Source organism: Vibrio quintilis (assembly GCF_024529975.1).
Lineage (GTDB): Bacteria > Pseudomonadota > Gammaproteobacteria > Enterobacterales > Vibrionaceae > Vibrio > Vibrio quintilis.
The window spans coordinates 343,309-368,154 of sequence record NZ_AP024897.1 but is presented as its reverse complement, the minus strand read 5'-3'; the positions used below and the strand labels follow the sequence as shown (position 1 = coordinate 368,154).

At 44.1% G+C, this 24,846-nt stretch carries 20 protein-coding genes and 4 tRNA genes; 4 read left to right on the top strand and 20 right to left on the bottom strand.

Annotated elements, in window-relative coordinates; translation table 11 throughout:
* Positions 1 to 8: 8 nt before the first annotated feature.
* On the bottom strand, positions 9 to 794 hold the full coding sequence (gene nudC / locus OC443_RS01745) for an NAD(+) diphosphatase (RefSeq protein ID WP_073581154.1): 786 nt from the start codon (positions 792 to 794) through the stop codon (positions 9 to 11).
* 164 nt (positions 795 to 958) lie between these two features.
* Between nudC and rsd the strand changes: the two genes are divergently transcribed.
* Positions 959 to 1,453, top strand: coding sequence for a sigma D regulator (rsd, locus tag OC443_RS01740; RefSeq protein ID WP_200796905.1), 495 nt, complete (start codon positions 959 to 961; stop codon positions 1,451 to 1,453).
* A gap of 113 nt (positions 1,454 to 1,566) precedes the next feature.
* Here the strand turns inward: rsd and tnpA are convergent, their stop codons facing one another.
* The 14 genes from tnpA to OC443_RS01670 all read right to left on the bottom strand — a co-directional run bounded on the left by tnpA (position 1,567) and on the right by OC443_RS01670 (position 16,041).
* Complete coding sequence (gene tnpA, locus OC443_RS01735; protein WP_073580231.1) at positions 1,567 to 2,004, bottom strand: IS200/IS605 family transposase; 438 nt, start codon at positions 2,002 to 2,004, stop codon at positions 1,567 to 1,569.
* 166 nt (positions 2,005 to 2,170) lie between these two features.
* Complete coding sequence (gene rpoC / locus OC443_RS01730) at positions 2,171 to 6,373, bottom strand: DNA-directed RNA polymerase subunit beta' (RefSeq protein ID WP_073581128.1); 4,203 nt, start codon at positions 6,371 to 6,373, stop codon at positions 2,171 to 2,173.
* Between the two features lie 72 nt (positions 6,374 to 6,445).
* Entirely contained in the window at positions 6,446 to 10,477 is a 4,032-nt protein-coding gene (gene rpoB / locus OC443_RS01725) for a DNA-directed RNA polymerase subunit beta (protein WP_073581126.1), read from the bottom strand.
* Positions 10,478 to 10,731: 254 nt separating this feature from the next.
* Positions 10,732 to 11,103, bottom strand: coding sequence for a 50S ribosomal protein L7/L12 (gene rplL, locus OC443_RS01720; protein WP_073581124.1), 372 nt, complete (start codon positions 11,101 to 11,103; stop codon positions 10,732 to 10,734).
* Between the two features lie 57 nt (positions 11,104 to 11,160).
* The gene (rplJ, locus tag OC443_RS01715) at positions 11,161 to 11,658 is read right to left on the bottom strand and encodes a 50S ribosomal protein L10 (RefSeq protein WP_073581122.1); all 498 of its coding nucleotides are present in this window, start codon (positions 11,656 to 11,658) and stop codon (positions 11,161 to 11,163) included.
* Positions 11,659 to 11,932: 274 nt separating this feature from the next.
* Positions 11,933 to 12,637 (bottom strand): 50S ribosomal protein L1, encoded by a 705-nt coding sequence (rplA, locus tag OC443_RS01710; RefSeq protein WP_073581120.1) that lies wholly within the window; start codon positions 12,635 to 12,637, stop codon positions 11,933 to 11,935.
* 4 nt (positions 12,638 to 12,641) lie between these two features.
* Positions 12,642 to 13,070, bottom strand: a complete 429-nt coding sequence (gene rplK / locus OC443_RS01705) for a 50S ribosomal protein L11 (RefSeq protein ID WP_073581118.1) — start codon at positions 13,068 to 13,070, stop codon at positions 12,642 to 12,644.
* 128 nt (positions 13,071 to 13,198) lie between these two features.
* Entirely contained in the window at positions 13,199 to 13,747 is a 549-nt protein-coding gene (nusG, locus tag OC443_RS01700; protein ID WP_073581116.1) for a transcription termination/antitermination protein NusG, read from the bottom strand.
* Positions 13,748 to 13,759: 12 nt separating this feature from the next.
* Positions 13,760 to 14,143, bottom strand: coding sequence for a preprotein translocase subunit SecE (gene secE, locus OC443_RS01695; RefSeq protein ID WP_073581114.1), 384 nt, complete (start codon positions 14,141 to 14,143; stop codon positions 13,760 to 13,762).
* A gap of 216 nt (positions 14,144 to 14,359) precedes the next feature.
* Entirely contained in the window at positions 14,360 to 15,544 is a 1,185-nt protein-coding gene (gene tuf / locus OC443_RS01690) for an elongation factor Tu (RefSeq protein ID WP_073579957.1), read from the bottom strand.
* A 99-nt stretch (positions 15,545 to 15,643) separates the two neighbouring features.
* Positions 15,644 to 15,719 (bottom strand) — tRNA-Thr (locus OC443_RS01685).
* Between the two features lie 13 nt (positions 15,720 to 15,732).
* Positions 15,733 to 15,807, bottom strand: a tRNA-Gly gene (locus tag OC443_RS01680).
* A 37-nt stretch (positions 15,808 to 15,844) separates the two neighbouring features.
* Positions 15,845 to 15,929: transfer RNA gene (locus OC443_RS01675), tRNA-Tyr, on the bottom strand.
* Between the two features lie 36 nt (positions 15,930 to 15,965).
* Positions 15,966 to 16,041 (bottom strand) — tRNA-Thr (locus OC443_RS01670).
* 206 nt (positions 16,042 to 16,247) lie between these two features.
* Between OC443_RS01670 and coaA the strand changes: the two genes are divergently transcribed.
* Positions 16,248 to 17,168, top strand: a complete 921-nt coding sequence (coaA, locus tag OC443_RS01665; protein ID WP_143169404.1) for a type I pantothenate kinase — start codon at positions 16,248 to 16,250, stop codon at positions 17,166 to 17,168.
* Between the two features lie 40 nt (positions 17,169 to 17,208).
* On the opposite strand, the gene birA is transcribed toward coaA, so the two are convergent.
* Together birA and murB are read right to left on the bottom strand one after the other, a co-directional pair.
* On the bottom strand, positions 17,209 to 18,186 hold the full coding sequence (gene birA / locus OC443_RS01660; protein WP_073585479.1) for a bifunctional biotin--[acetyl-CoA-carboxylase] ligase/biotin operon repressor BirA: 978 nt from the start codon (positions 18,184 to 18,186) through the stop codon (positions 17,209 to 17,211).
* Positions 18,183 to 19,232 (bottom strand): UDP-N-acetylmuramate dehydrogenase, encoded by a 1,050-nt coding sequence (gene murB, locus OC443_RS01655; protein ID WP_073585480.1) that lies wholly within the window; start codon positions 19,230 to 19,232, stop codon positions 18,183 to 18,185. Before murB ends, birA begins: the two co-directional genes overlap by 4 nt.
* Before the next feature lie 58 nt (positions 19,233 to 19,290).
* On the opposite strand from murB, the gene OC443_RS01650 reads away from it, so the two are divergent.
* Together OC443_RS01650 and pssA are read left to right on the top strand one after the other, a co-directional pair.
* Positions 19,291 to 19,728: a GNAT family N-acetyltransferase gene (locus tag OC443_RS01650; protein ID WP_073585481.1), complete on the top strand. Its 438-nt coding sequence runs from the start codon at positions 19,291 to 19,293 to the stop codon at positions 19,726 to 19,728.
* A gap of 231 nt (positions 19,729 to 19,959) precedes the next feature.
* The gene (gene pssA / locus OC443_RS01645) at positions 19,960 to 21,300 is read left to right on the top strand and encodes a CDP-diacylglycerol--serine O-phosphatidyltransferase (RefSeq protein ID WP_073585482.1); all 1,341 of its coding nucleotides are present in this window, start codon (positions 19,960 to 19,962) and stop codon (positions 21,298 to 21,300) included.
* 64 nt (positions 21,301 to 21,364) lie between these two features.
* Here the strand turns inward: pssA and fre are convergent, their stop codons facing one another.
* The 3 genes from fre to OC443_RS01630 all read right to left on the bottom strand — a co-directional run bounded on the left by fre (position 21,365) and on the right by OC443_RS01630 (position 24,769).
* Positions 21,365 to 22,078 carry an NAD(P)H-flavin reductase gene (gene fre / locus OC443_RS01640; protein ID WP_073585483.1) on the bottom strand — a complete coding sequence of 238 codons (714 nt, stop codon included), beginning with the start codon at positions 22,076 to 22,078 and terminating at the stop codon, positions 21,365 to 21,367.
* A 103-nt stretch (positions 22,079 to 22,181) separates the two neighbouring features.
* Positions 22,182 to 23,648: a 4-hydroxy-3-polyprenylbenzoate decarboxylase gene (gene ubiD / locus OC443_RS01635; protein WP_073585484.1), complete on the bottom strand. Its 1,467-nt coding sequence runs from the start codon at positions 23,646 to 23,648 to the stop codon at positions 22,182 to 22,184.
* A 143-nt stretch (positions 23,649 to 23,791) separates the two neighbouring features.
* Positions 23,792 to 24,769 (bottom strand): hypothetical protein, encoded by a 978-nt coding sequence (locus tag OC443_RS01630; RefSeq protein ID WP_083601725.1) that lies wholly within the window; start codon positions 24,767 to 24,769, stop codon positions 23,792 to 23,794.
* Positions 24,770 to 24,846 lie beyond the last annotated feature (77 nt).

The window sequence follows — 24,846 nt, the reverse complement described above, 5'->3', positions numbered from 1 at the left end:
CCTGAATTTCAGTCACTTCTCGCCTGCCTGATATCATCTATAGTCGTCTCAATTAACGCTCTTGCTATCGTTCCGGGAGGTGCAAGAAGGTCAGGAATGTTATCCGGTGTAAACCAGTCAGCATCACTTAACTCACTATAATCCGGCTTAACATTTCCGGAATCATAATCTGCCAGAAAAGCTACCATCATGCTCGATGGGAAAGCCCATGGCTGACTACCAAAATACCGGATATTCTTAACTCTGATTCCGGTTTCCTCATAAACTTCACGGCCGACACACTGCTCCAGAGTTTCACCAACTTCAACAAACCCGGCAATAACGGTGTACAGCCCATTTTTATGCCTTGGATGCTGTGCCAGAAGAATTTCACCATCTTTTCGCACAGCAACGATAATACAGGGAAAAATTCTTGGGTAATGAATCGTTTTACATTCCTGACATTGCATTGCGTATTCACGGTGATGGAAGTAATTTCTGCCTCCGCACTGAGAACAAAAACGCTGTGTTCGGGTCATATGACCATACTGAACAGCTTTACTGGCCAGCAAAAATAACGGTTCATTCAGATGGAGAAGCTCACGAAGAGAGGTCATCTCAAATGAAGATTCGATATCTTCTTCATTGAGCCAATAAACAGGGTGACTCTGATATTCACCAATCAATATGGCTTCCTGAACAGGTAAACCAAATTGTTGTCCGGAGCCGAAAGGTAGCGTGCCTTCGACAGTCCAGAGTTCACTTCCTGAAACAACACACCAATAAGCGTTTCTTGTATCACTTTTCTTTAACATGATCACTCCCATTTATTGCAGTTATTCCATTTTACTGGCAATCTTGTTTCATACCAGAGTTATCCTACATACCAGATCGTAAGCTCTTGTATAAATACTTGAATTGATGTTTACAAACATCATTGCCACGGAAAGATCTCCCTACGGGAACTCGATCAGAGGGCATCGCCATGTTAAACAAATTTAAAAGAACTCAGGAACAGTGGGGCGGTTCCAGTGAAGTCATTGATCACTGGTTAGATACGCGTCAATCTTTGTTGGTGAAGTACTGCAAACTAGTCACCAGGCAACCCAATTCAACCAGGAATTCTATTTCTGAATTACCAACAATTCATGAGATCCATAGCTTCTGCAGAAGGCTTGTAGACTATATCTCAACTGGCCACTTTAAAATCTACGATACTGTAAAAGCAAAGTGGGAATCGACTGGTTTTACTGCGACTAACGACATTAATCAAACTTATTTAGCAATTGTGGAAACGACAGATCCACTGCTGAATTTTGCCGATAAATATCTGGATATGAAGGATGGGGATCAATTAGAAAACTTCGACCTTGAGCTATCTCAATTGGGAGAGGTTCTTGAAGCACGGTTTGAAGTTGAAGATCAACTCATTCAATTAATTGTTGATAGTTTATCAATACCTCCCGGCGCTTGAGTTTCACTCTCAATGAGAGAGCCTCTTCAGGGAAGATATCAACCTGTAAAAATCCGCCTTCTTAGAAGGCGGCTTTGGTTTACAGCCCCCTGAAAGGGAGCATTCTCGCGCTGTTAGTTCATCTTCAACTCTAACTGCGCCTCGTATTCTTGATCTTTCTTATCTTGGTGTCTGACGTAACGTCTGATGATTTCTTCATTTACGCCAACCGTATCGACAAAGTAACCTCTTGCCCAAAAATGATTTCCCCAGAGCTTCTTTCTTATATGCGGGAATTTGTTAAACAACCGGATTGCCGAACGTCCTTTCAACATCCCCATCAACGTTGAGATAGACACTTTTGGTGGAACTATCACAACCAGATGAACATGATCTTGCTGAACATTTAGTTCCAAGACCTCGCAATCTTTCATATTGCATAAAATATAGATTGAGCGATAAAGCTCCTTACCTACGTTACCTTTCAGGATCTTGAATCTGTATTTCGGCGTCCAAACTATATGGTATTTACAACGCCAATAGACATGTGATGAACTTCTATAGTCGCCCATGTTTTTTGTTTCCTCTTACTTGTGGTGAATAAGAGGTTTACTTCTAACATGGGCATTTCTTCGGGCAATAGCCCCAAGGTTCAATCACCACCGCCCAAGGCGGTGGTTTAGGGATGACAATAAAAAAGGCGCCTGGAAGGCGCCTTTTATCTATCAGTTACAATCGTTATTCATCAGATGAAAAACCTGCATTCAACAAAGCAGCGAGATTATCTGTTGCCTGCTCTGCTGATGGGCCTTCTTTCTGAGCTTCACGTTTTGCCTGACGCTCCTGATGGTAAGCAAAGCCTGTACCAGCTGGGATCAAACGTCCAACAATCACGTTCTCTTTCAATCCACGAAGGTCATCGCGCTTACCTGAAACAGCTGCTTCTGTAAGAACTCTGGTTGTTTCCTGGAAAGATGCCGCAGAGATGAACGACTCTGTCGCCAGAGAAGCTTTGGTAATACCCAGAAGCTCACGCTCATAGCGGGCAGGTTCCTTCCCTTCAGCTTCAAGCTGACGGTTAGCGATCTTAACCTGTGAATATTCAACCTGTTCACCAGCAAGGAAATCAGAGTCTCCGGCAAAGGTAATCGTACACTTACGCAGCATTTGACGAACAATCGTTTCAATGTGCTTATCGTTAATTTTCACCCCTTGCAGACGGTAAACTTCCTGTACTTCATTTGCAATATACTGAGTAACTGCATGAATACCACGTAAACGCAAAATATCATGTGGTGACTCAGGACCGTCAGCAATCACATCACCGCGCTCAACTTTTTCACCTTCAAATACGTTCAACTGGCGATGCTTAGGAATCATTTCCTCGTAAGTGTCGTTCCCTTCACGGGTGATCACCAAACGACGTTTTCCTTTCGTTTCTTTACCAAATGAAACCGTACCTGAGTATTCAGCCAGAATTGCTGGTTCTTTCGGTTTACGAGCTTCGAACAAGTCGGCAACCCGAGGCAGACCACCAGTGATATCTCTGTTACCACCAGATTTCTGAGGAATACGGGCAAGCGTATCACCTACACCGACTTCAGCACCATCTTCAAGGTTTACAATCGCTTTACCCGGAAGGAAATATTGTGCTGGCATGTCAGTACCTGGAATCATGATATCGTTGCCACTGGCGTCGACCAGTTTCACGGCTGGACGCATATCTTTACCAGCAGAAGGGCGAGCCGCAGCTTCAGTCACTTCACTTGAAGACAGACCCGTTAAATCATCCATCTGACGGGAAACTGTCACGCCATCAATCATGTCAACAAACTGAACACGACCTGCCACTTCAGTGATAATTGGCATGGTGTGCGCTTCCCAGTTAGCCACAATTTCACCTGACTCAACAATATCGCTATCAGCCTTATTCAACAGAGAACCATAAGGAAGTTTATGTTTCTCTTTGGTTCGGCCCATTTCATCGATAATTGTCAATTCAGTTGCACGGGAAGTAATGACAAGTTTGCCATCTTTGTTCTTAACAAACTTAGCATTGTTCAGTTTAAGCGAACCTTTGTTCTTCGTCTGGATGCTATTTTCAGCAGCAGCTGTAGACGCCGCACCACCAATGTGGAATGTACGCATGGTCAGCTGTGTTCCTGGCTCACCGATTGACTGAGCAGCAATAACACCAACAGATTCACCCTGGTTCACTAAATGACCACGGGCAAGATCACGTCCATAGCACTGAGCACAGCAACCAAAGTCTGAATCACAGGTTACGACAGAACGAACTTTCATTGTATCGACAGAATTTTCATCAATAATCTGACACCATTTCTCATCAATCAATGTATTCCGCGGAATCAGAACTTCTTCAGTGCCCGGTTTCAGAATATCTTCAGCTGCAACCCGACCAAGAGCCAGCTCGGTCAATGCAACTTTTACATCCCCACCTTCAATGTGAGGCATCATCTGAACACCTTCGTGAGTACCACAGTCATGTTCTGTGACAACCACATCCTGGGCAACATCAACCAGACGACGCGTCAGATAACCGGAGTTCGCAGTTTTCAATGCCGTATCCGCAAGACCTTTCCGCGCACCGTGCGTTGAAATAAAGTACTGAAGAACGTTCAGACCTTCTTTAAAGTTCGCCGTGATTGGTGTTTCAATGATTGAACCATCAGGACGAGCCATCAGACCACGCATACCCGCAAGCTGACGAATCTGAGCTGCAGAACCCCGGGCTCCGGAGTCAGCCATCATATAGATACTGTTAAATGACTCTTGCTGCTCTTCTTCACCTTCACGGTTAATGACAGTTTCAGAAGAAAGGTTCGCCATCATGGCTTTCGCAACACGGTCATTGGTTGATGCCCAGATATCGATCACTTTGTTGTAACGCTCACCGGCAGTCACCAGACCTGACTGGAACTGTTCCTGAATTTCACGAACTTCTTCTTCTGCTTCTGATATTTCAGTGTATTTCGCTGGCGGCACGACCATATCGTCGATACCAACAGAAACACCAGACAATGCTGCATAAGCAAAACCTGTATACATGATCTGGTCAGCAAAAATAACTGTATCTTTCAGTCCGAGTTTACGGTAAGCCTCGTTTAACAGATTGGAAATCTGTTTCTTACCCAGCTTCTGGTTCACAATGCTAAACGGAAGACCTTTCGGTACGATCTGCCATAACATCGCACGACCTACCGTCGTTTCGACCAGCTTTGTTTCCGTTGTGAAGTTACCATCTTCGTCCTTCACAGTTTCTGTGATACGGACTGTCACCCGGGCATGTAGTGCAGCAGTTTTCGTGCGGTACGCTTTTTCTGCTTCAGCCGGGCCGGAAAGATACATACCTTCACCCGGCGCATTGATCATTTCACGGGTCATGTAGTACAGACCCAAGACCACGTCCTGAGAAGGAACGATGATAGGATCACCGGATGCAGGAGAAAGAATATTGTTCGTTGACATCATCAACGTACGTGCTTCAAGCTGGGCTTCAAGCGTCAGCGGCACGTGGACAGCCATTTGGTCGCCATCGAAGTCAGCGTTATACGCCGCACACACCAATGGGTGAAGCTGAATTGCTTTACCTTCGATCAGAACAGGTTCAAAAGCCTGGATACCCAAACGGTGAAGCGTTGGTGCACGGTTCAGAAGGACCGGATGCTCACGAATGACTTCATCCAGAATATCCCATACAACCGGCTCTTCACGCTCAACCATTTTCTTAGCGGCTTTGATCGTTGTCGCCAAACCACGGGTTTCGAGTTTACTGTAGATAAATGGCTTAAACAGTTCCAGTGCCATCTTCTTCGGCAAACCACATTGATGCAAACGAAGATAAGGACCTACAGTAATTACAGAACGTCCGGAGTAGTCAACACGCTTACCAAGAAGGTTTTGACGGAAACGACCCTGTTTACCCTTGATCATATCTGCAAGAGACTTAAGAGGACGTTTATTCGAGCCCGTAATTGCACGGCCACGGCGACCATTATCTAATAATGCATCAACAGATTCCTGAAGCATCCGCTTCTCGTTTCGTACGATAATATCCGGAGCAGCCAGCTCTAACAAACGCTTTAAACGGTTGTTACGGTTAATTACACGACGGTATAAATCGTTCAAATCTGATGTCGCAAAACGACCACCATCCAGAGGAACCAGAGGACGAAGATCAGGCGGCAACACAGGCAAGACAGTAAGAATCATCCATTCAGGATTGTTCCCGGACGCAAGAAACGCTTCAACTAATTTTAAGCGTTTAGTGATTTTCTTACGTTTAGTCTCTGAGTTTGTTGAACCAAGTTCTTCACGCATTAGTTCTGTTTCTGCGTTCAGGTCCATAGAAGCAAGTAGATCTTTAATTGCTTCAGCACCCATCTTCGCAACAAACTCATCACCCCATTCTTCCAGGCGATCCAGATATTCTTCTTCAGTCAGTAACTGACCTTTTTCTAAGTCAGTCATCCCCGGCTCAGTGACAACGTACATTTCAAAATAAAGTACGCGCTCAATATCACGAAGCGGCATGTCCATTAACAAACCAATACGGGATGGCAGTGACTTCAAAAACCAAATATGTGCTACAGGAGAAGCAAGCTCGATGTGTCCCATCCGGTCACGACGAACTTTAGTCTGTGTAACTTCTACACCACATTTTTCACAAATTACACCACGGTGTTTCAGACGCTTATACTTTCCGCAAAGACATTCATAGTCTTTAACCGGTCCAAAGATACGCGCACAAAACAAACCGTCACGTTCTGGTTTGAACGTTCGGTAGTTAATAGTTTCAGGTTTTTTTACCTCACCATATGACCAAGAACGAATCATATCAGGTGAGGAAAGACCGATTTTGATTGCATCAAATTCTTCAGTCTTATGCTGTGCTTTCAGAAAGTTTAATAAGTCTTTCACAATCAGCTCCTGTAAGGAGTTAAAAGGGGCTTGCCGACGGCAAGCTCCTTTCTACCAGATAATCCAAATGGATTACTCTTCGTCTTCTAGCTCGATGTTGATACCAAGTGAGCGAATCTCTTTTAACAATACGTTAAAGGATTCAGGCATTCCTGGTTCCATACTATGACTTCCATCAACGATGTTTTTGTACATCTTCGTCCGGCCATTTACATCGTCTGATTTCACTGTCAGCATTTCCTGCAACGTATACGCCGCACCGTATGCTTCCAGTGCCCACACTTCCATTTCTCCGAAGCGCTGACCACCAAACTGAGCTTTACCACCCAATGGCTGCTGAGTAACCAGACTATAAGAACCGGTTGAACGGGCATGCATCTTATCATCAACAAGGTGATTCAGTTTCAGCATGTACATGTAACCAACAGTTACCGGACGTTCAAAAGCATCACCTGTACGGCCATCAAACAAGGTCAGCTGACCTGATTCAGGTAGATCTGCAAGTTTCAGTAAGCTCTTAATTTCAGGCTCTGTTGCACCGTCAAAAACTGGTGTTGCAACAGGAAGACCATTACGCAAATTACCAGCCAGTACGCGAACATCTTCATCAGAGAGAGAAACGATATCTACTTTCTGACGGATATCGTTACCTAAACTATAAACCTGCTGCAGAAAATCTCTTAACTTAGCAATTTCCTGCTGCTCTCTGACCATTGCATTGATCTTATCACCAATACCTTTTGCAGCAGCGCCCAGGTGAACTTCCAGAATCTGTCCAATGTTCATCCGGGATGGTACACCCAGTGGGTTCAGGACGATATCGACAGGGTTACCTTTTTCATCGTAAGGCATATCTTCAACAGGGTTAATTTTTGAAATAACACCCTTGTTACCATGTCGACCAGCCATCTTATCACCAGGCTGAATGCGACGTTTCACGGCCAGATAAACTTTAACGATTTTCAGTACACCCGGCGCCAGATCATCACCTTGAGTGATCTTACGACGCTTCGCTTCAAATTTCTTATCGAAATCAGCTTTCAGCTCGTCCCACTGCTCAGCAAGTTGCTCTAGCTGAGATTGCTGCTCGCTATCTTCGATTGTTTGCTCTAACCATTTTTTACGGTCAATAGAGTCTAATCTTGCTTCAGAGTAACCACTGGCAAGTAGTACAGCTCTCACACGAGCAAGCAAACCGCCTTCAAGAATCTGGAATTCTTCCGTCAGATCCTTCTTCGCTTCTTTCAGCTGCATTTGCTCAATTTCAAGCGCACGCTTATCTTTTTCAACACCATCACGAGTGAAGACCTGAACGTCGATAACCGTACCTGAAACAGAGTTTGGCACACGCAATGATGTATCTTTGACATCGGATGCTTTTTCACCAAAAATTGCGCGCAGAAGTTTTTCTTCCGGAGTAAGCTGTGTTTCACCTTTTGGTGTCACCTTACCTACCAGAATATCGCCACCTTTAACTTCAGCGCCGATATAAACAATACCTGACTCATCCAGCTTAGATAATGCAGCCTCACCAACATTTGGGATGTCCGCAGTAATCTCTTCAGCACCCAATTTGGTATCACGGGCAACACAAGAAAGTTCCTGAATGTGAATTGTAGTAAAACGGTCTTCCTGAACAACACGCTCAGAAACAAGGATTGAATCCTCAAAGTTATAACCGTTCCAAGGCATAAATGCGATACGCATATTCTGACCAAGAGCCAACTCACCTAAATCAGTTGACGGGCCGTCAGCCACTACATCGCCACGGGCAACAGGTTCACCGGGCATCACACAAGGACGCTGGTTAATACATGTGTTTTGGTTTGAACGGGTATATTTCGTCAGGTTATAAATGTCGATACCTGCTTCACCAGGAACCAGTTCATCATCATTCACTTTAACCACGATACGAGATGCATCAACAGACTGGATCATACCACCACGTTTAGCAACCGCAGTTACACCAGAGTCAACAGCTACATTACGCTCGATACCTGTACCAACTAATGGCTTGTCAGCCCGTAGGGTTGGAACAGCCTGACGTTGCATGTTCGCACCCATCAAGGCACGGTTTGCATCATCGTGTTCAAGGAATGGAATTAAAGATGCAGCAATCGATACAACCTGGTTTGTTGCAACGTCCATATAACTGACGTGCTCGCGAGGGTGAAGACCTGATTCACCTTTCTGACGAGCTGTGATCAATTCATCAGCAAAAGTAGCATCATCGCTTAATTTAGCATTCGCCTGTGCAATAATGAACTGCCCTTCTTCAATCGCAGAAAGGTAATCAACCTCGTCAGTGACGACGCCATCAACGACACGGCGATATGGCGTCTCAAGGAAACCATATTCATTACAACGTGCAAACGCTGAAAGCGAGTTGATCAAACCGATGTTTGGACCTTCAGGAGTCTCAATCGGACATAAACGTCCATAGTGAGTCACGTGTACGTCCCGAACTTCAAAGCCAGCACGCTCACGGGTTAAACCACCCGGACCCAATGCAGAAATACGACGCTTATGCGTGACTTCTGATAGTGGGTTGTTCTGGTCCATAAACTGGGACAACTGAGAAGAACCAAAGAATTCTTTTACTGCGGCAGAAATTGGCTTGGCATTGATGAGATCCTGAGGCATCACATTATCAAGATCACCTAAACTCAAACGTTCTTTTACAGCACGTTCCACACGAACAAGACCAACACGGAATTGGTTCTCAGCCATTTCCCCAACGCTACGAATACGGCGGTTACCTAAGTGGTCGATGTCATCAACTTCTCCAATTCCGTTACGGATTGAAATCAGTTTCTTCATCACTTCGATGATATCGATTTCGTCTAAAGTTCCCTGTTCACCGGCATCATCACGGCCAATAGAACTATTAAACTTCATCCGGCCAACTGTAGACAAGTCATAACGCTCTTCAGAGAAGAACAGACTTTCAAATAAAGCTTCAGCAGCTTCTTTCGTTGGTGGCTCACCAGGACGCATCATCCGGTAAATTTCAACTAAAGCCGAAATGCGGTCAGTTGTACTGTCGATACGCAATGTATCTGACATGAAAGAACCATGATCAAGTTCATTCGTATAAAGAACTTCAATTCTCTTATATCCGGCCTGCGAGAGCTTAGCTAAAGTTTCCAGGCTGATTTCCTGGTTTGCCGCAGCAATAATTTCACCCGTATCCTGATCGACATAATCATTGGAAGCAATCTTGCCAACAATGTATTCAACCGGTACTTCAATAAAATCAACACCGTCTTTTTCTAACTGACGGATATGGCGCGCCGTAATGCGACGGCCTTGCTCAACATAAACTTTGCCATTTGCTTCAATGTCAAAGCTTGCTGTTTCACCGCGCAGACGTTCGGGAATAAGTTCCATCATCAACGTCTGGTCTTTTACTTCGAAAACAATCTTATCGAAGAAAAGATCCAGAATCTCTTCAGTCGTTTTACCCAATGCACGAAGAATAATTGATGAAGGTAATTTACGACGACGATCAATACGAACGTATAAATTATCCTTTGGATCAAACTCAAAATCGAGCCATGAACCACGGTAAGGAATCACACGTGCGTTATATAAAACCTTTCCAGATGAGTGAGTCTTTCCCTTATCGCTGTCGAAGAACACGCCGGGGCTTCGGTGCAGCTGGGATACGATAACCCTCTCGGTACCATTAATGACGAAGGTACCATTATCTGTCATGAGTGGAATCTCACCCATGTAGACTTCTTGTTCTTTAATATCTTTGACAGTACCCGCTGGTGCGTCTTTATCAAAAATGACCAAACGTAATTTCACACGTAGTGGTTTTGAATAAGTTACACCACGAATTTGACATTCTTTAACATCAAAAACTGGCTCACCAAGACGGTAGCTAACGTATTGCAGCTCAGAATTGCCATTATAGCTCTGAATTGGAAAAACAGAACGAAAGGCAGCTTCCAGACCATATTGTCCTTCAGGATCCTGTTCGATAAATTTGTCGAACGAATCGAGCTGGATCGATAGCAGGTATGGGATGTCCAACACTTGTGGACGAGTACCAAAGTCCTTGCGGATGCGCTTTTTCTCGGTATAAGAGTAAACCATGGGGTTCCTCAGCTCGCTGATAAGTGACCCAAACTGCCCACCAATAAAACTATACATCTAAAGTTTAAAGGATAAGGACAGTGACTAACTCGCTGTTTATTGTAGCTACGTTTCATCACGTTGGATCAAACGACTTTGCATGGATATCGAACGCCTAAACAGCGGGAAAAACCGTCGACACCCTACAGCGCAAAAAGGCCGGTGGTCAATAAACCACCAGCCATTAGCCTTTCGGCTAAGCTATTAAGTATAGATTACTTAACTTCAACAGATGCACCAGCTTCTTCAAGTTGAGCTTTCAACGCTTCTGCTTCATCTTTCTCAACACCTTCTTTCAGAGGTGATGGAGCACCGTCAACAAGCGCTTTAGCTTCTTTCAGGCCAAGACCAGTTGCGCCACGTACTGCTTTGATTACAGCAACTTTGTTACCGCCAGCAGCAGTTAGGATTACGTCAAATTCAGTTTGCTCAGCAGCAGCTTCGCCACCAGCAGCAGCACCGCCTGCAACAACAGCAGCTGCAGCAGATACGCCGAATTTTTCTTCCATTGCTTCGATAAGTTCAACAACTTGCATTACAGACATTTCTGCAACTGCGTCTAGGATTTGCTCGTTAGTAATAGACATAACAATTCTCTTTTAAGTCAACAATAAGTTTATTTTGCAACCAGTAAAAAGCAAGGCTTATGCCGCAGCTTCTTCTTGTTTTTGATCGCGTAGAGCCGCGATAGTACGTACCAGCTTGCCAGCAGAAGCTTCTTTCATGCACATCATCAAACGTGCAATCGCTTCGTCGTAAGTTGGTAGTGTTGCGAGTACTTCAACGTCAGCAACTGCGCCTTCGAATGCAGCAGCTTTAATCTCAAATTTGTCATTCTCTTTCGCGAAGTCTTTGAAAAGACGCGCAGCAGCACCAGGGTGCTCATTAGAGAACGCGATTAGAGTAGGACCAACAAAAGTGTCATTAAGACACTCATAATCCGTACCCTGAACCGCACGACGTGCTAATGTATTACGAACAACTTTCAAATAAACACCCGCTTCACGCGCTTGTTTACGAAGAGATGTCATCGCACTTACATCTACACCACGAGAGTCAGCTACAACTGCAGAAAGTGCACCACTGGCCGCTTCGTTGACTTCAGCAACAATTGCTTTTTTGTCTTGAAGATTTAAAGCCATTTTGGATTTACTCCTGGTTGTCGTTACACCACTCATTACCATTTTTACAGTAATGAGAGCTATTGAGGTGCATTCCCAGAAGAAAGATAACTATATAACATAGAGCTTTCTGTCAGTTCGGGCACCATCTACGCAGGACAATTAAGTTTCCTGAAGGAAAACACCTACGGTCTTGGACGGAGACTGTTTTTTGCTTAAATTAAACAAGAAGTTCAGCCCCAACCACAAATTCAGGCGCAAAATTATACATAATTTTCGCGCCTGATCAAATAAATTATGCTTGTTGAGTGTTCAGTGTTGCTTGATCCACTGTTACACCAGCACCCATTGTTGTAGAAATGCTTACCTTCTTCAGGAAAGTACCTTTCGCTGTAGATGGTTTTGCTTTCTTCAGAGCAATTACAAGTGCTTCTAAGTTTTCTTTCAGCTGTTCAACATCGAAAGAAACTTTTCCGATAGTTGTATGAACGATACCGTTCTTATCATTACGGTAACGAACCTGACCTGCTTTCGCATTCTTAACAGCTTCAGCAACGTTAGGCGTTACAGTACCAACTTTCGGGTTTGGCATCAGGCCACGAGGACCAAGAATTGTACCCAGCTGACCAACAACACGCATTGCATCAGGAGAAGCAACAACTACGTCGAAGTTCATTTCGCCTTTCTTCACTTGTTCAGCCAGATCTTCCATACCAACCAGATCAGCACCTGCTTCTTTAGCAGCTTCAGCATTTGCGCCTTGAGTGAATACAGCAACACGGATTTCACGACCTGTACCATGAGGCAGTACAGTTGCGCCACGAACGTTTTGATCAGATTTACGGGCATCAATACCCAAGTTTACAGCAACATCAACTGATTCAACGAATTTTGCAGTTGCTAATTCTTTCAGAAGTGCAACAGCTTCATTGATATCGTATTCTTTAGTTACATCAACTTTTTCGCGGATAGTACGCATACGCTTTGTTAATTTAGCCATGATATTAACCCTCTACCACTAGGCCCATTGAACGGGCAGTACCAGCGATAGAACGTTTCATCGCTTCAATATCAGCACCAGTCATATCAGCAGCTTTAGTTTCTGCAATTTCCTGAAGCTGAGCGTCAGTTACAGTCCCTACTTTTTCAGTATTTGGACGACCTGAACCAGACTTAATACCCGCAGCTTTCTTCAGAAGAACTGATGCAGGTGGCGTCTTAGTAATAAACGTAAACGAACGGTCATTGTAGACTGTGATAACAACAGGTGTCGGCAAACCTTTCTCGATAGATTCTGTCTTTGCATTAAATGCTTTACAGAATTCCATGATATTCACACCATGCTGACCCAGAGCTGGACCAACTGGTGGACTTGGGTTAGCCATACCTGCTGCAACTTGCAGCTTGATATAAGCTTCAACTTTCTTAGCCATGATATTTCCTATATTTGGGTTCTGACGCTAATCATTCGATCAGCTCCCCGGTTAAAATAAAGACCCTGTATAAGGGGGGCGAAATTATAGACATAATTCGCACAACAAACAACCCTGAGAAACTATTTCTAGCTCAGTTTTTCAACCTGGCCGAACTCAAGTTCAACCGGAGTTGCACGCCCAAAGATCGATACTGATACTTTCAGGCGACTCTTCTCATAGTCAACTTCTTCAACGGTACCGTTGAAGTCAGCAAATGGACCATCATTCACTCGAACAACTTCACCCGCTTCAAACATCGTTTTCGGACGAGGCGCTTCGCTTGCTTTTTCTAAACGATTTAAAATGGCATCTGCTTCTTTGTCTGTGATAGGAGCAGGACGATCTGATGTACCACCAATGAAGCCCATCACTCGGGGAACGCTACGTACAAGGTGCCAGGATTCATCATTCATAATCATTTGCACAAGTACATATCCCGGAAAGAACTTTCTTTCACTCTTGCGTCGCTGGCCTGCTCGCATCTCAACGACTTCCTCGGTAGGAACCAGAACTTCTCCGAATAAGTCTTCCATTCCATGCATTTTTATATGCTCACGTAATGACTGAGCAACCCGTCCTTCAAACCCGGAAAAGGCTTGAACAACGTACCAGCGTTTTTTAGGAGCTTCACTCATGAATTAAACCCTCTATACTCCTGTTGCGAATGCAACAAGACGAACCATAATACCGTCAATACCCCATAGAGCTAGTGCCATTACAACACATACAGCCAAAACAATAAGCGTTGTCTGTATCGTCTCTTGACGAGTAGGCCATACCACTTTGCGTACTTCTATTTTTGCTTCGCGGGCAAACTTAATCGCAATCTGACCTTTAACTGTTGTCGCAGCGATACCCAACGCAGCTGCAATCAAAACAATGACGCCCGCTGCCCGGATAACAATGGAGACTGTCTCACCGTAAAATGAGTTACCTACTACTGCAGCAGCCAACAGAACAAGAGCAAGAAACCACTTAAACTTATCAACTGCATTGGAGCTCTCAGGAGTTTCAGCATGATTTGCTTTCATAAACCAACCTGTTACTAGTCTTAATATAGACGACAATAACCCCGCTGATGCAGGGCAATACGGTTGATATACAACCTAACTGCTATATATCGAACCAGATAAATAACTTTTTCTGTTCAACTTCTCAACGATTGACTAACAACTAATCAATATATATCTTCAGTGCAGAAAAAGGGCATCAAATGATGCCCTTTTTACTAGTGTTAAGTCAAATCATTATGCGATGATTTTAGCAACAACACCGGCGCCTACTGTACGGCCACCTTCACGAATCGCAAAACGAAGACCATCGTCCATCGCGATTGGAGCAATCAGTTCAACAACCATTTTCACGTTGTCACCAGGCATAACCATTTCTACGCCTTCCGGTAACTCGATTGAACCTGTTACGTCTGTTGTACGGAAGTAGAACTGTGGACGATATCCTTTGAAGAATGGTGTGTGACGACCACCTTCATCTTTCGACAACACGTATACTTCTGACTCGAACTTCGTGTGTGGTGTGATTGAACCTGGCTTCGCCAGTACCTGACCACGTTCTACTTCATCACGCTTAGTACCACGCAGAAGTACACCTACGTTCTCACCTGCACGACCTTCGTCAAGCAGCTTACGGAACATTTCTACACCAGTACAAGTTGTCTTGGTTGTTTCTTTGATACCAATGATTTCTACTTCATCACCAACTGTGATAACGCCCTGCTCTACACGACCTGTTACTACTGTACCACGGCCCTGGATTGAGAATACGTCTTCGATTGGCAGGATGAAATCCTGGTCGATTGCACGCTCTGGCTCTGGAATATATGAATCCAAAGCTTCTGCAAGCTCAACAATCTTGTCTTCCCACTGCTTCTCACCGTTCAGTGCACCCAGAGCTGAACCCTGGATTACTGGCAGGTCATCACCTGGGAATTCATATTCTGAAAGCAGTTCACGTACTTCCATTTCTACCAGCTCAAGCAGCTCTTCATCATCAACCATGTCACATTTGTTCATGAATACGATGATGTAAGGAATACCTACCTGACGACCCAAAAGGATGTGCTCACGAGTCTGTGGCATTGGACCATCTGTCGCTGCAACAACCAGGATACCACCATCCATCTGTGCCGCACCTGTGATCATGTTTTTCACATAATCCGCGTGTCCAGGACAGTCTACGTGTGCGTAGTGACGGCTTGGAGTGTCATACTCAACGTGTGAAGTCGCGATTGTGATACCACGCTCACGCTCTTCAGGCGCGTTATCGATTGACGCGAAATCTTTCGCTTCACCACCATACACTTTTGCAAGTGTTGTACAGATTGCTGCTGTTAGCGTTGTTTTACCGTGGTCAACGTGGCCGATAGTACCAACGTTTACGTGCGGTTTCGTACGTTCAAATTTTTCTTTAGACATAATAGTCCCTCTAGGTACGGATTTAAGGTGGCTTTATGACCACGCAACCAAAATTATTGGTAATAAAGTATATAACAAAAGGAAATGTTTGCTTAGAGCTGGTGCTGATAGGCAGACTCGAACTGCCGACCTCATCCTTACCAAGGATGCGCTCTACCACCTGAGCTATATCAGCACTCTTAATAGAGTGGAGCGGGCAGCGGGAATCGAACCCGCATCATCAGCTTGGAAGGCTGAGGTAATAGCCATTATACGATGCCCGCACACGTAGTAACTCTAAGAGCTATTTCCTAAAGAATATGGTGGAGGGGGACGGATTCGAACCATCGAAGGCGGAGCCGGCAGATTTACAGTCTGCTCCCTTTGGCCACTCGGGAACCCCTCCAAATTTTTAACTCACTCTATTCTCTCAAGAATAAAGTGGTGCCGACTGCCGGAATCGAACTGGCGACCTACTGATTACAAGTCAGTTGCTCTACCTACTGAGCTAAGTCGGCGTAAGTGGGGCGCATTCTATTGAATGATTTCATCCCTTGCAAGTCTTTCTACAAAAAAAAATTCAATTTTCTCATGTTTTTGCTTATTCGCTGCTTTTTCAGACAATTTTCCCTGCTGTAACCTAATATATTGTCATTGTTTGTTGCTTTCTCTTTTTTTCTTGGGGTATGTTGCTGTACCTGCCGATTTCAGTCATAGGTATATTATGAATCCTTACTTATCATTTGATAGATATCAATGGTCGGAACTTCGCAATTCAGTTCCAATGACGCTGTCAGAAAGCGATCTGCGTGAATTACAGGGCATTAATGAACAGCTGACCATGAAGGAAGCAGTTGAAATTTATTTACCTTTGGCAAGACTACTGAATTTATATGTCGCTTCACGTCAAACCAGAAATACAATTCTCAACCAGTTTTTAGGAAGAAAAAGAGTTCCTCCTTTTGTGATTGGTATTGCCGGCAGCGTTGCGGTTGGAAAAAGTACAACGGCCCGCCTGCTGAAGGCTCTTCTCTCCCGCTGGGAAAATCATCCCAAGGTTGAGCTGGTTACAACCGATGGGTTTCTTTATCCAAATGAAATTTTGCTTGAAAAAGGAATCATGCAAAAAAAAGGATTTCCGGAGTCTTATGACATCAAACGACTGGTACAGTTTGTATCCGATGTAAAATCAGGAAAACCCGACGTAGCTGCTCCAATATACTCTCATTTAACTTACGACATCACAGAGGAAAAAAAAGTTGTCAATAACCCCGACATTCTGATTCTGGAAGGATTGAATGTCTTGCAAAGTGGCATGGATTATCCTCATGCGCCACACCGGGTTTTTATTTCTGATTTTCTTGATTTCTCGATTTTTGTTGATGCAAACCCAGTTTTCATCGAGAAATGGTATATAGAAAGATTCAGGAAGTTCAGGCATGGCGCATTCAAAACGCCGGGGTCATACTTTAGTCACTATACCCGGCTGGCGGAAGAAGAAGCGATCTCCATTGCCAAAAATATCTGGCACGCAATAAACGGTAAAAACTTACAGGAAAACATTTTACCAACCAGAGAAAGAGCGCAGCTGATCTTATGTAAGGGAGAAACACATACGGTTGAGCAAATTTTATTGCGACAATAAATTCATATCAGTTTTCCCGGATATTCAGCACACAGGATGACTAATAGTCATCCTGTTTTTCATCACTTCTTAATGAAATTTCACCGCCAACAAAGCTACGAATCCCTTCTTCTGTCTCCAGCAGAACAGCACCATGGGCATCAATTCCTCTTTCTATACCGCGGATGATCCGCTCCCCCATCAGCAGCTTCACCGGACGATTAATAAAGTTATCAACTTCATTCCAGGAATCTACAAAGCCCGCAATACCTTTTTCTTCATAGCCTTTTAAGGTTTCATTCCAGGAACGAATTAATGCAACCGCCAGTTCATTTCGATCGATCATCTGCTCTCCCAAGACCTGAGAAAGTGTCGTCCATGGCTGCTCAATTGAGATTTCTTCCTTCCTCATGAACAGATTCATCCCCATGCCAATAATTAAGTGCGCGGCATCACCTGCCTGACCGGATACTTCAACAAGAATTCCCGCCAGTTTTTTATCCTGATAATAAAGATCATTCGGCCATTTAAGCTTCACATCATTAACACCAAGCGCTTTCAAAGCATCAATAACCGCAATACCAACCACCAGACTCAATCCCATAGCAGCTGCCATTCCGGCTTCCAGTTTCCAGTACATGGAGAAATAAAGATTAGAACCAAACGGCGAGTTCCACTGACGTCCTCTCCGTCCCCGTCCTTTTGACTGATATTCGGCAAGACAGACAGTACCTGACTCTATTTCGCCGGCCCGTTCCAGTAAGTACTGGTTTGTCGAATCAATGATAGGATGGATCGCTATCGGGTTTGAAACATGTTGCCTTATTAAATCTTCATTCAACAATTGTATCGGTTGAGCAAGCTGATAACCTTTTCCCTGCACACGAAAAACATCAACACCCCAATCCTGAATGCCTTTAATATGTTTACTGACTGCCGCTCTGGAAACACCAAGCTTTTCTCCCAAATATTCCCCGGAATAAAATTGCCCGTCAGATAATAATGACAATATAGTTAATTTCGCCTGATGCGTTTTCATTCGTCGCATTCCTTTTTCAGCAATTCATTCAGATAGACTTCTCCTTCAGCCCCGATAAACCGGACTTCATGTTCAAGAGAAACCCCATAGGTTTCATAGACACGGGAGCAAACATGGCCAGCTAAACGGATCACGTCTTCCGCAGTCGCATTTCCCTGATTCACCAAAACAAGTGCCTGATTCGGATGTACTTGCGCGTCACCAATCCGGGTGCCTTTCAAACCACATTGATCAATCAGCCATCCGGCAGCCAGTTTAACGCCGTGTTCCTGCGGATAGTTCACAATGTTGGGAAAGCGCGCTTTCAAACGCTGATATTGTTCGGTGGTAATCACCGGATTTTTAAAAAAGCTGCCGGCATTTCCGGTCAGTTCCGGATCTGGCAGTTTCTCCTGACGAATATGGCAGACATGTTCAAAAATATCTTCAGCGCTGACATCAGATGGTAAATGGCATAAAGCACCGTAACGGGTTTGTGGCATCCAGTCTTTTGATACAATTAATCCGATACCAACCACAACTGATTTCTGATAAAGGTGGTGTTTAAACACTGAATCCCGGTATCCAAAGCCGCATTCGTCTTTGCTGACACGGTGAACGGTAAAAGTTTCCAGACAGAGATAATCAACGTATTCACATACATCTTTAAACTCCACACCATAAGCACCAATATTTTGTATTGGCGCACTGCCGGCACAACCCGGAATCATGGCAAGATTCTCCAGGCCGGGAATTCCTTGTCTGACCGCAGACTCAACCAACGCAGGCCAATCTTCCCCGGCATGAACTTTTAGCCGATAACTTTTGCTGTCTTCACTCACCGTCATTCCTTTCAGACGATTTATAATCACGACGCCTTCATAAAAAGTCGTAAACAGCACATTACTCCCCTGCCCCAAAACCATTTTTGGCAAACTTTGCCACTCCGGCCGGCGATAAATATCGATCAGTTCTTCAACTGAACTCACCTCAACTAAAAATTTACAACGTTGAGCAATACCAAAAGTATGATAAGAACGCAGGCTGGCATTCGAATGTATTTGCATGATTTTCTATCAATCCGGTAAACTAAAATCCATATAAAGATTGCTCAAAACGATTCTCATGAATCAATTATTATTCGAACAACTCGATCCTATTAAGATACCACTCATTCAGCGCTTTTATAAACAGCACTATCCTGCCGGAAAAGCAAAAAAAGATGAGCTGGTTATTATTGCCAAAGATAGTCAGCATCATATTTGCGCCGCTGTCAGATTCAGAAATATATCACCCTACCAACTGTTAACCGGAATGACCGTAGCGACAGAGAAGAGACAACAGGGAGTTGCTCATCAACTGCTGACATTTTGCGAACAGCAGATACTCAATGAGCAGGTTTATTGTTTTGCACTACCTTATTTAGAAGATTTTTACAGAGCCCACCATTTCCGGTCTCAGAAAGCGGATGAACTGCCAGGTCTTGTTCATACCCTCTACCAACGATATACCCGTCAGGGAAAGCAGCTTGTACCCATGAAGTACATATTATCAGGCTCCTGATCATTCTGGTTGAGCAGACTGAGTTTTACCCGGAAAGAAAAAAATTGATTCACTTCTGGCTTCAATAATAATTTTCAGGGTAGAATTTCGCGTTCAGTCTGACAAAGCGAACCTAAAAGTTGATCTGATGTCATATGTTTACAACCAAAAACAAGTTATAGCTATGAGATCGATGAATTTGGTAGTATTAATGCTTTGCAATTTTGCGTCTATTGGGGTAACTCGCTAACGATGATCGCTCGTAGAAACTTATTCGAACAATTGCCAACAATTGCAATAGAACCAGAAAACTTCCAGGTTTTATTCTCAGCAGAGCAATTTCGGCACCATCTGGTTCAAGCGATTCGTCAGGCCACTCATCGCATCTATATTGTTGCGCTTTATCTAGAGGCTGACGAAGCTGGCAAAGAAATTCTGACTGAACTGTATGCAGCCAAGCAACGCAATCCCGAACTTGATATCAATGTCTGTGTCGACTGGCACAGAGCACAACGTGGACTCATTGGTGCAGAAGAGTCAGAAGGTAACGCTGCGATGTATGAATCTTTTGCCTTGTCCAGTGAGCATCAGGTTCCTGTATATGGTATTCCTGTGCGTGGAAAAGAAGTCTTCGGCGTTCTTCACCTGAAAGGGTTTATCATCGATGATGAAGTGATATACAGTGGCGCCAGTTTGAATAATGTTTATCTGCAATATCAAAACCGTTATCGCTTTGATCGTTATCATGTCATTCAAAGTAAAGCATTAGCTGACTCAATGGCAGGCTTTATCAACTGCCAGATGCTCGCTCATCCGGCCGTCAACAACCTGGCCACGCCATCCCGACCGGTGACAAAAGAGCTGAAACCAGTGATTCGTCAGTTCAGAAACTGTTTATCTCAGGCGGAATACCCTTTTCAACATCAGGAAATCTCACCGAATCATGTAGGAATCACCCCGTTAGTTGGTGTCGGTAAAAAGAGTAATCACCTGAATTTACACATCAGTCATATGATCTCCCGGGCCGAGGAAGAGATCTTCATTTGTACGCCATATTTTAACTTTCCCAAACGCGTTGCAACTCAGGTAAAGCGGGCACTAAAACGTGGTGTCAAAGTGAATCTTATTGTCGGTGATAAAACCGCAAATGATTTTTATATTCCACCCGAAGAAAAATTTAAAACCATTGGTGGTTTGCCCTATTTATATGAATTAAACCTTCGCCGCTTTGCGAAAGCCAATGAAGATAAAATAGCCAGTCGGCAGCTATCTATTTATGTCTGGAAGCATGATAACAATAGTTTTCATTTGAAAGGGATATGGGTTGACCGTCAGTACATGCTGATCACGGGTAATAACCTCAACCCCCGGGCATGGCGACTGGATCTGGAAAATGGCCTCCTGATTCAGGATCATCATGGTCATCTGACCGGTAAATTTGAACAAGAGTTCGAAAATATTCTTCAGCATACACAGCTTATCTGTACGTATAAGCAAATTGATTCTCTGGAAACGTACCCGCCAGCCGTACAACGATTGATAAAACGAATCTTACGGGTTAAAGCAGACAGAATTTTAAAACAAATTTTGTAACAGATAAAAAATGACGAGCCGCGATAATGCGGCTCGTTCGTTTGAAGGCTAAAAATGAAGGCTTTCAGATAAAGCTGTAAGCATCGCCATAAATGTGATCACTTCGGGCATGTTTATTCAAAGTAAACTGTTCCCGGGCGACACCTGCCATCTCAAACCGACCCGCAATATACACATCTACATCAGCAAGCGACTCAAAGTCATCACTCACTGCCTGAATCACATTACCGGTTTTACCCTGCCATTGGCTGTCATCCATCTCGATCACCGGGATAAACTTAATGTTGTCATTCTGTTTTTCTATCTGATACAACTCATCCATGGCATAAAGCTGACGACTATCCTTCGCTCCCCAGTAAAGAAAAATATTCCGCTTCAAAGACTGACTCAAACAATGATCTAAGATTGAACGAACATAGCTAAACCCTGTTCCTCCGGCAATCAGGAGCAGATCCCGTTCTGAATTTTCTCTCAGCCAGGCGTCACCATGAGGCACATCGATATGAATCTCCAGATCATCATTCATTGCAGCTTTCATCATTTCAACGACTTCAAAAGCATAAGCATTGTGTTCTGCAGCCCCGATATGTAACTCCAGCTCGCCTTCATGCCGACAGGGACTGCTTGCGATGGAAAAAGGACGCTTATCCTGCTCTCCCATCACGACCATCAAATATTGTCCGGGTTTAAATGAAACGGGAGTCGACGGCAGTAATAATATTTTATAGGTATTGCTGGCTAAAGGCTGAATCGACTTAACTTTACTTTGAATTATCATAAACTTCCTCAGAATTACCCATACCGGATAACAATCAAATAGTAATGAACATCATGCCCTTTAAGGCAATATTTCATCATACAAACTCACAAGTAATTATGACTTACATAATTCCCAGCTCGTCCCACATTTCATCGACTTTGGTAACAACATCAGCATTTTTCTGAATTTGTTTACCCCATTCCCGTTCTGTTTCTCCGGGCCATTTATTGGTTGCATCCATTCCCATTTTAGAACCCAATCCAACTTTTGGAGAAGCGAAATCAAGAGAGTCAATGGGTGTATTCTCGATCAGCACTGTGTCCCGGGCCGGATCCATGCGTGTTGTGATTGCCCAGATGACATCCTTCCAGTCTCTTGCATTGACATCATCATCACAAACCACAACAAATTTGGTATACATAAACTGGCGTAAAAACGACCAGACTCCCATCATGACGCGTTTGGCATGACCCGGATATTGTTTCTTCATCGTCACAATTGCCATACGATAAGAACATCCTTCCGGTGGCAAATAAAAATCCGTAATTTCAGGAAACTGCTTTTGTAATATAGGAACAAACACCTCGTTCAGCGCTTCACCCAGAACTGCCGGTTCATCAGGTGGCCGACCGGTGTAAGTGCTGTGATAAACCGGATTCTGACGCATTGTTATATGAGTAACCGTAAACACATGATGACGTTCAACTTCATTAAAATAACCGGTGTGATCACCATATGGCCCTTCATCTGCGTATTCTTCCGGATCGATATATCCTTCCAGTACAATCTCCGCGCTTGCGGGAATTTCCAAATCATTGCTAACAGACTTCACGACTTCTGACTTGCTGCCCCGCAGTAAACCGGCAAAAGCATATTCAGATAATGTATCCGGAACAGGAGTCACCGCCCCCAGAAGTGTCGCCGGATCTGCCCCAAAAGCAACGGACACAGGAAATGGTTCACCCGGATGCGCTTCACGCCAGTCGAAAAAGTCTGTCGCACCGCCACGATGAGAAAACCAACGCATAATGATTTTATTTTTTGCGATCTTCTGCTGACGATAAATCCCCAGATTCTGGCGCTTTTTCACTGGTCCGCGGGTAACCGTTAATCCCCACGTCATTAACGGTGCCACATCACCGGGCCAGCAGGTCATAACTGGAATTTTATCCAGATCAACCTCATCGCCCTGCCAGATAATGTCCTGACAAGGTGCTTTTTTCAGTCGTTTTACCGGCATATTTAAGACTTGTTTGAATACCGGGAGCTTATTTAAAGCGTCCTTAAACCCTTTCGGCGGTTCCGGCTCTTTCAGATAGGCTAATAATTTTCCGACTTCCCTGAGTTCCTGAACATTGTCGCGCCCCATTCCCATCGCCACACGCTCAGGGGTGCCGAACAAATTAGCCAGCACAGGCATGTCATAACCAATCGGGTTTTCAAATAATAATGCAGGACCACCAGCCCGTAATGTCCTGTCACATATTTCTGTCATCTCAAACCTGGGATCAACCGGATGTTGAATACGTTTGAGCTGACCAATATCTTCAAGATATTGGATAAAATCGCGTAAATCCTTAAAAATCATAAGGCATCTTGTTCTGGGAAATGTACGAAGCAGTATAACAAAAAGAATACAAGTCTGACTGATATTTCTAACATAGCGGCACAGCAGAGAGTGGTAAATGAATACAAGAAATTTAACCGCTATTATTTAAACCGACATCTCATTTAAAGCCCAATAAACCTTTGGATGATACGACGCTTAATCTTGTTATTCCCCTGCATCAGATCTTGCAACCAGTGACTATACCCTTCTTTTATCAAAGCCCGGGCTGTCACTTCAGCAGTCTCAGACCGGCTCATCTGCAGAATGAGAAAGTGCTTCACATTGTCCGGCATCGGTCTTAAACCGGTGAGAATTTTAATCGCGGGCTGTCTTAGACGGGGATTATGTGCAGCAGCAATAATCTGCCCGACAGAGAAAGAATCAGTAAGTGCAGAGAGACGATGTAACTCAGCGACAGAATAAGTATCAGACCGCATCAGCCATAGCAGCCGGTATAGATCTGCATCGTGGCTTTTTCTGGCTAATGCTGACATCAACCTTGTTGAAGGCAGCCAGCTGGTGACAGACTCATGAATGAGCTGATGAGTTAAGTAACGAACAGCATCCTCAGATAAACCATCAAGCTCCTGAATCAACAATGACTCATGCAAACTGATTAAACTCTCATCACCAGAAAGCCAGGACTGGAGGTCAAACTTTTGCTGCTCAATACTGAGCACCATCTCGATGATGCTTTGGTCATGCTTCCAGATTCTGAGCAAGCGGTTAGAAACAGAAGGAAAATCAAAGGCCGGCACTGTAAATATGTACCCATCGCTTTTCTCGGACACATAATAGACAGGCTTGATTGACAGCTGAGCCTGTACAAATTGCTTCATCTTAAATGACACCGCAACCTGTTCCTGCTCAATGCGCTTTAACAGCAAATAGCGGACAGCTTCCTGACCGGGCAATGCGATTCGCTGTAAAGAAAAGTTCAGCGCATCAATTTGCTCGCTATAAAGGAACATACGTAATTCTTGTAGCTGACTTTGAATTTGAGGTGAGTGTAATATCTGCTCTCTGGAGTGATCATTTAACTCCTCAGCATATACATATGAGACATTTGTCCATAACAGACAGAAAAGAAGCAATAACATCAACATTCCTTGTTGTATGCGAATTACCTTCAGAAGGATAGAATAATAGTGGGATGAGACGAAACAGAATGCAATAA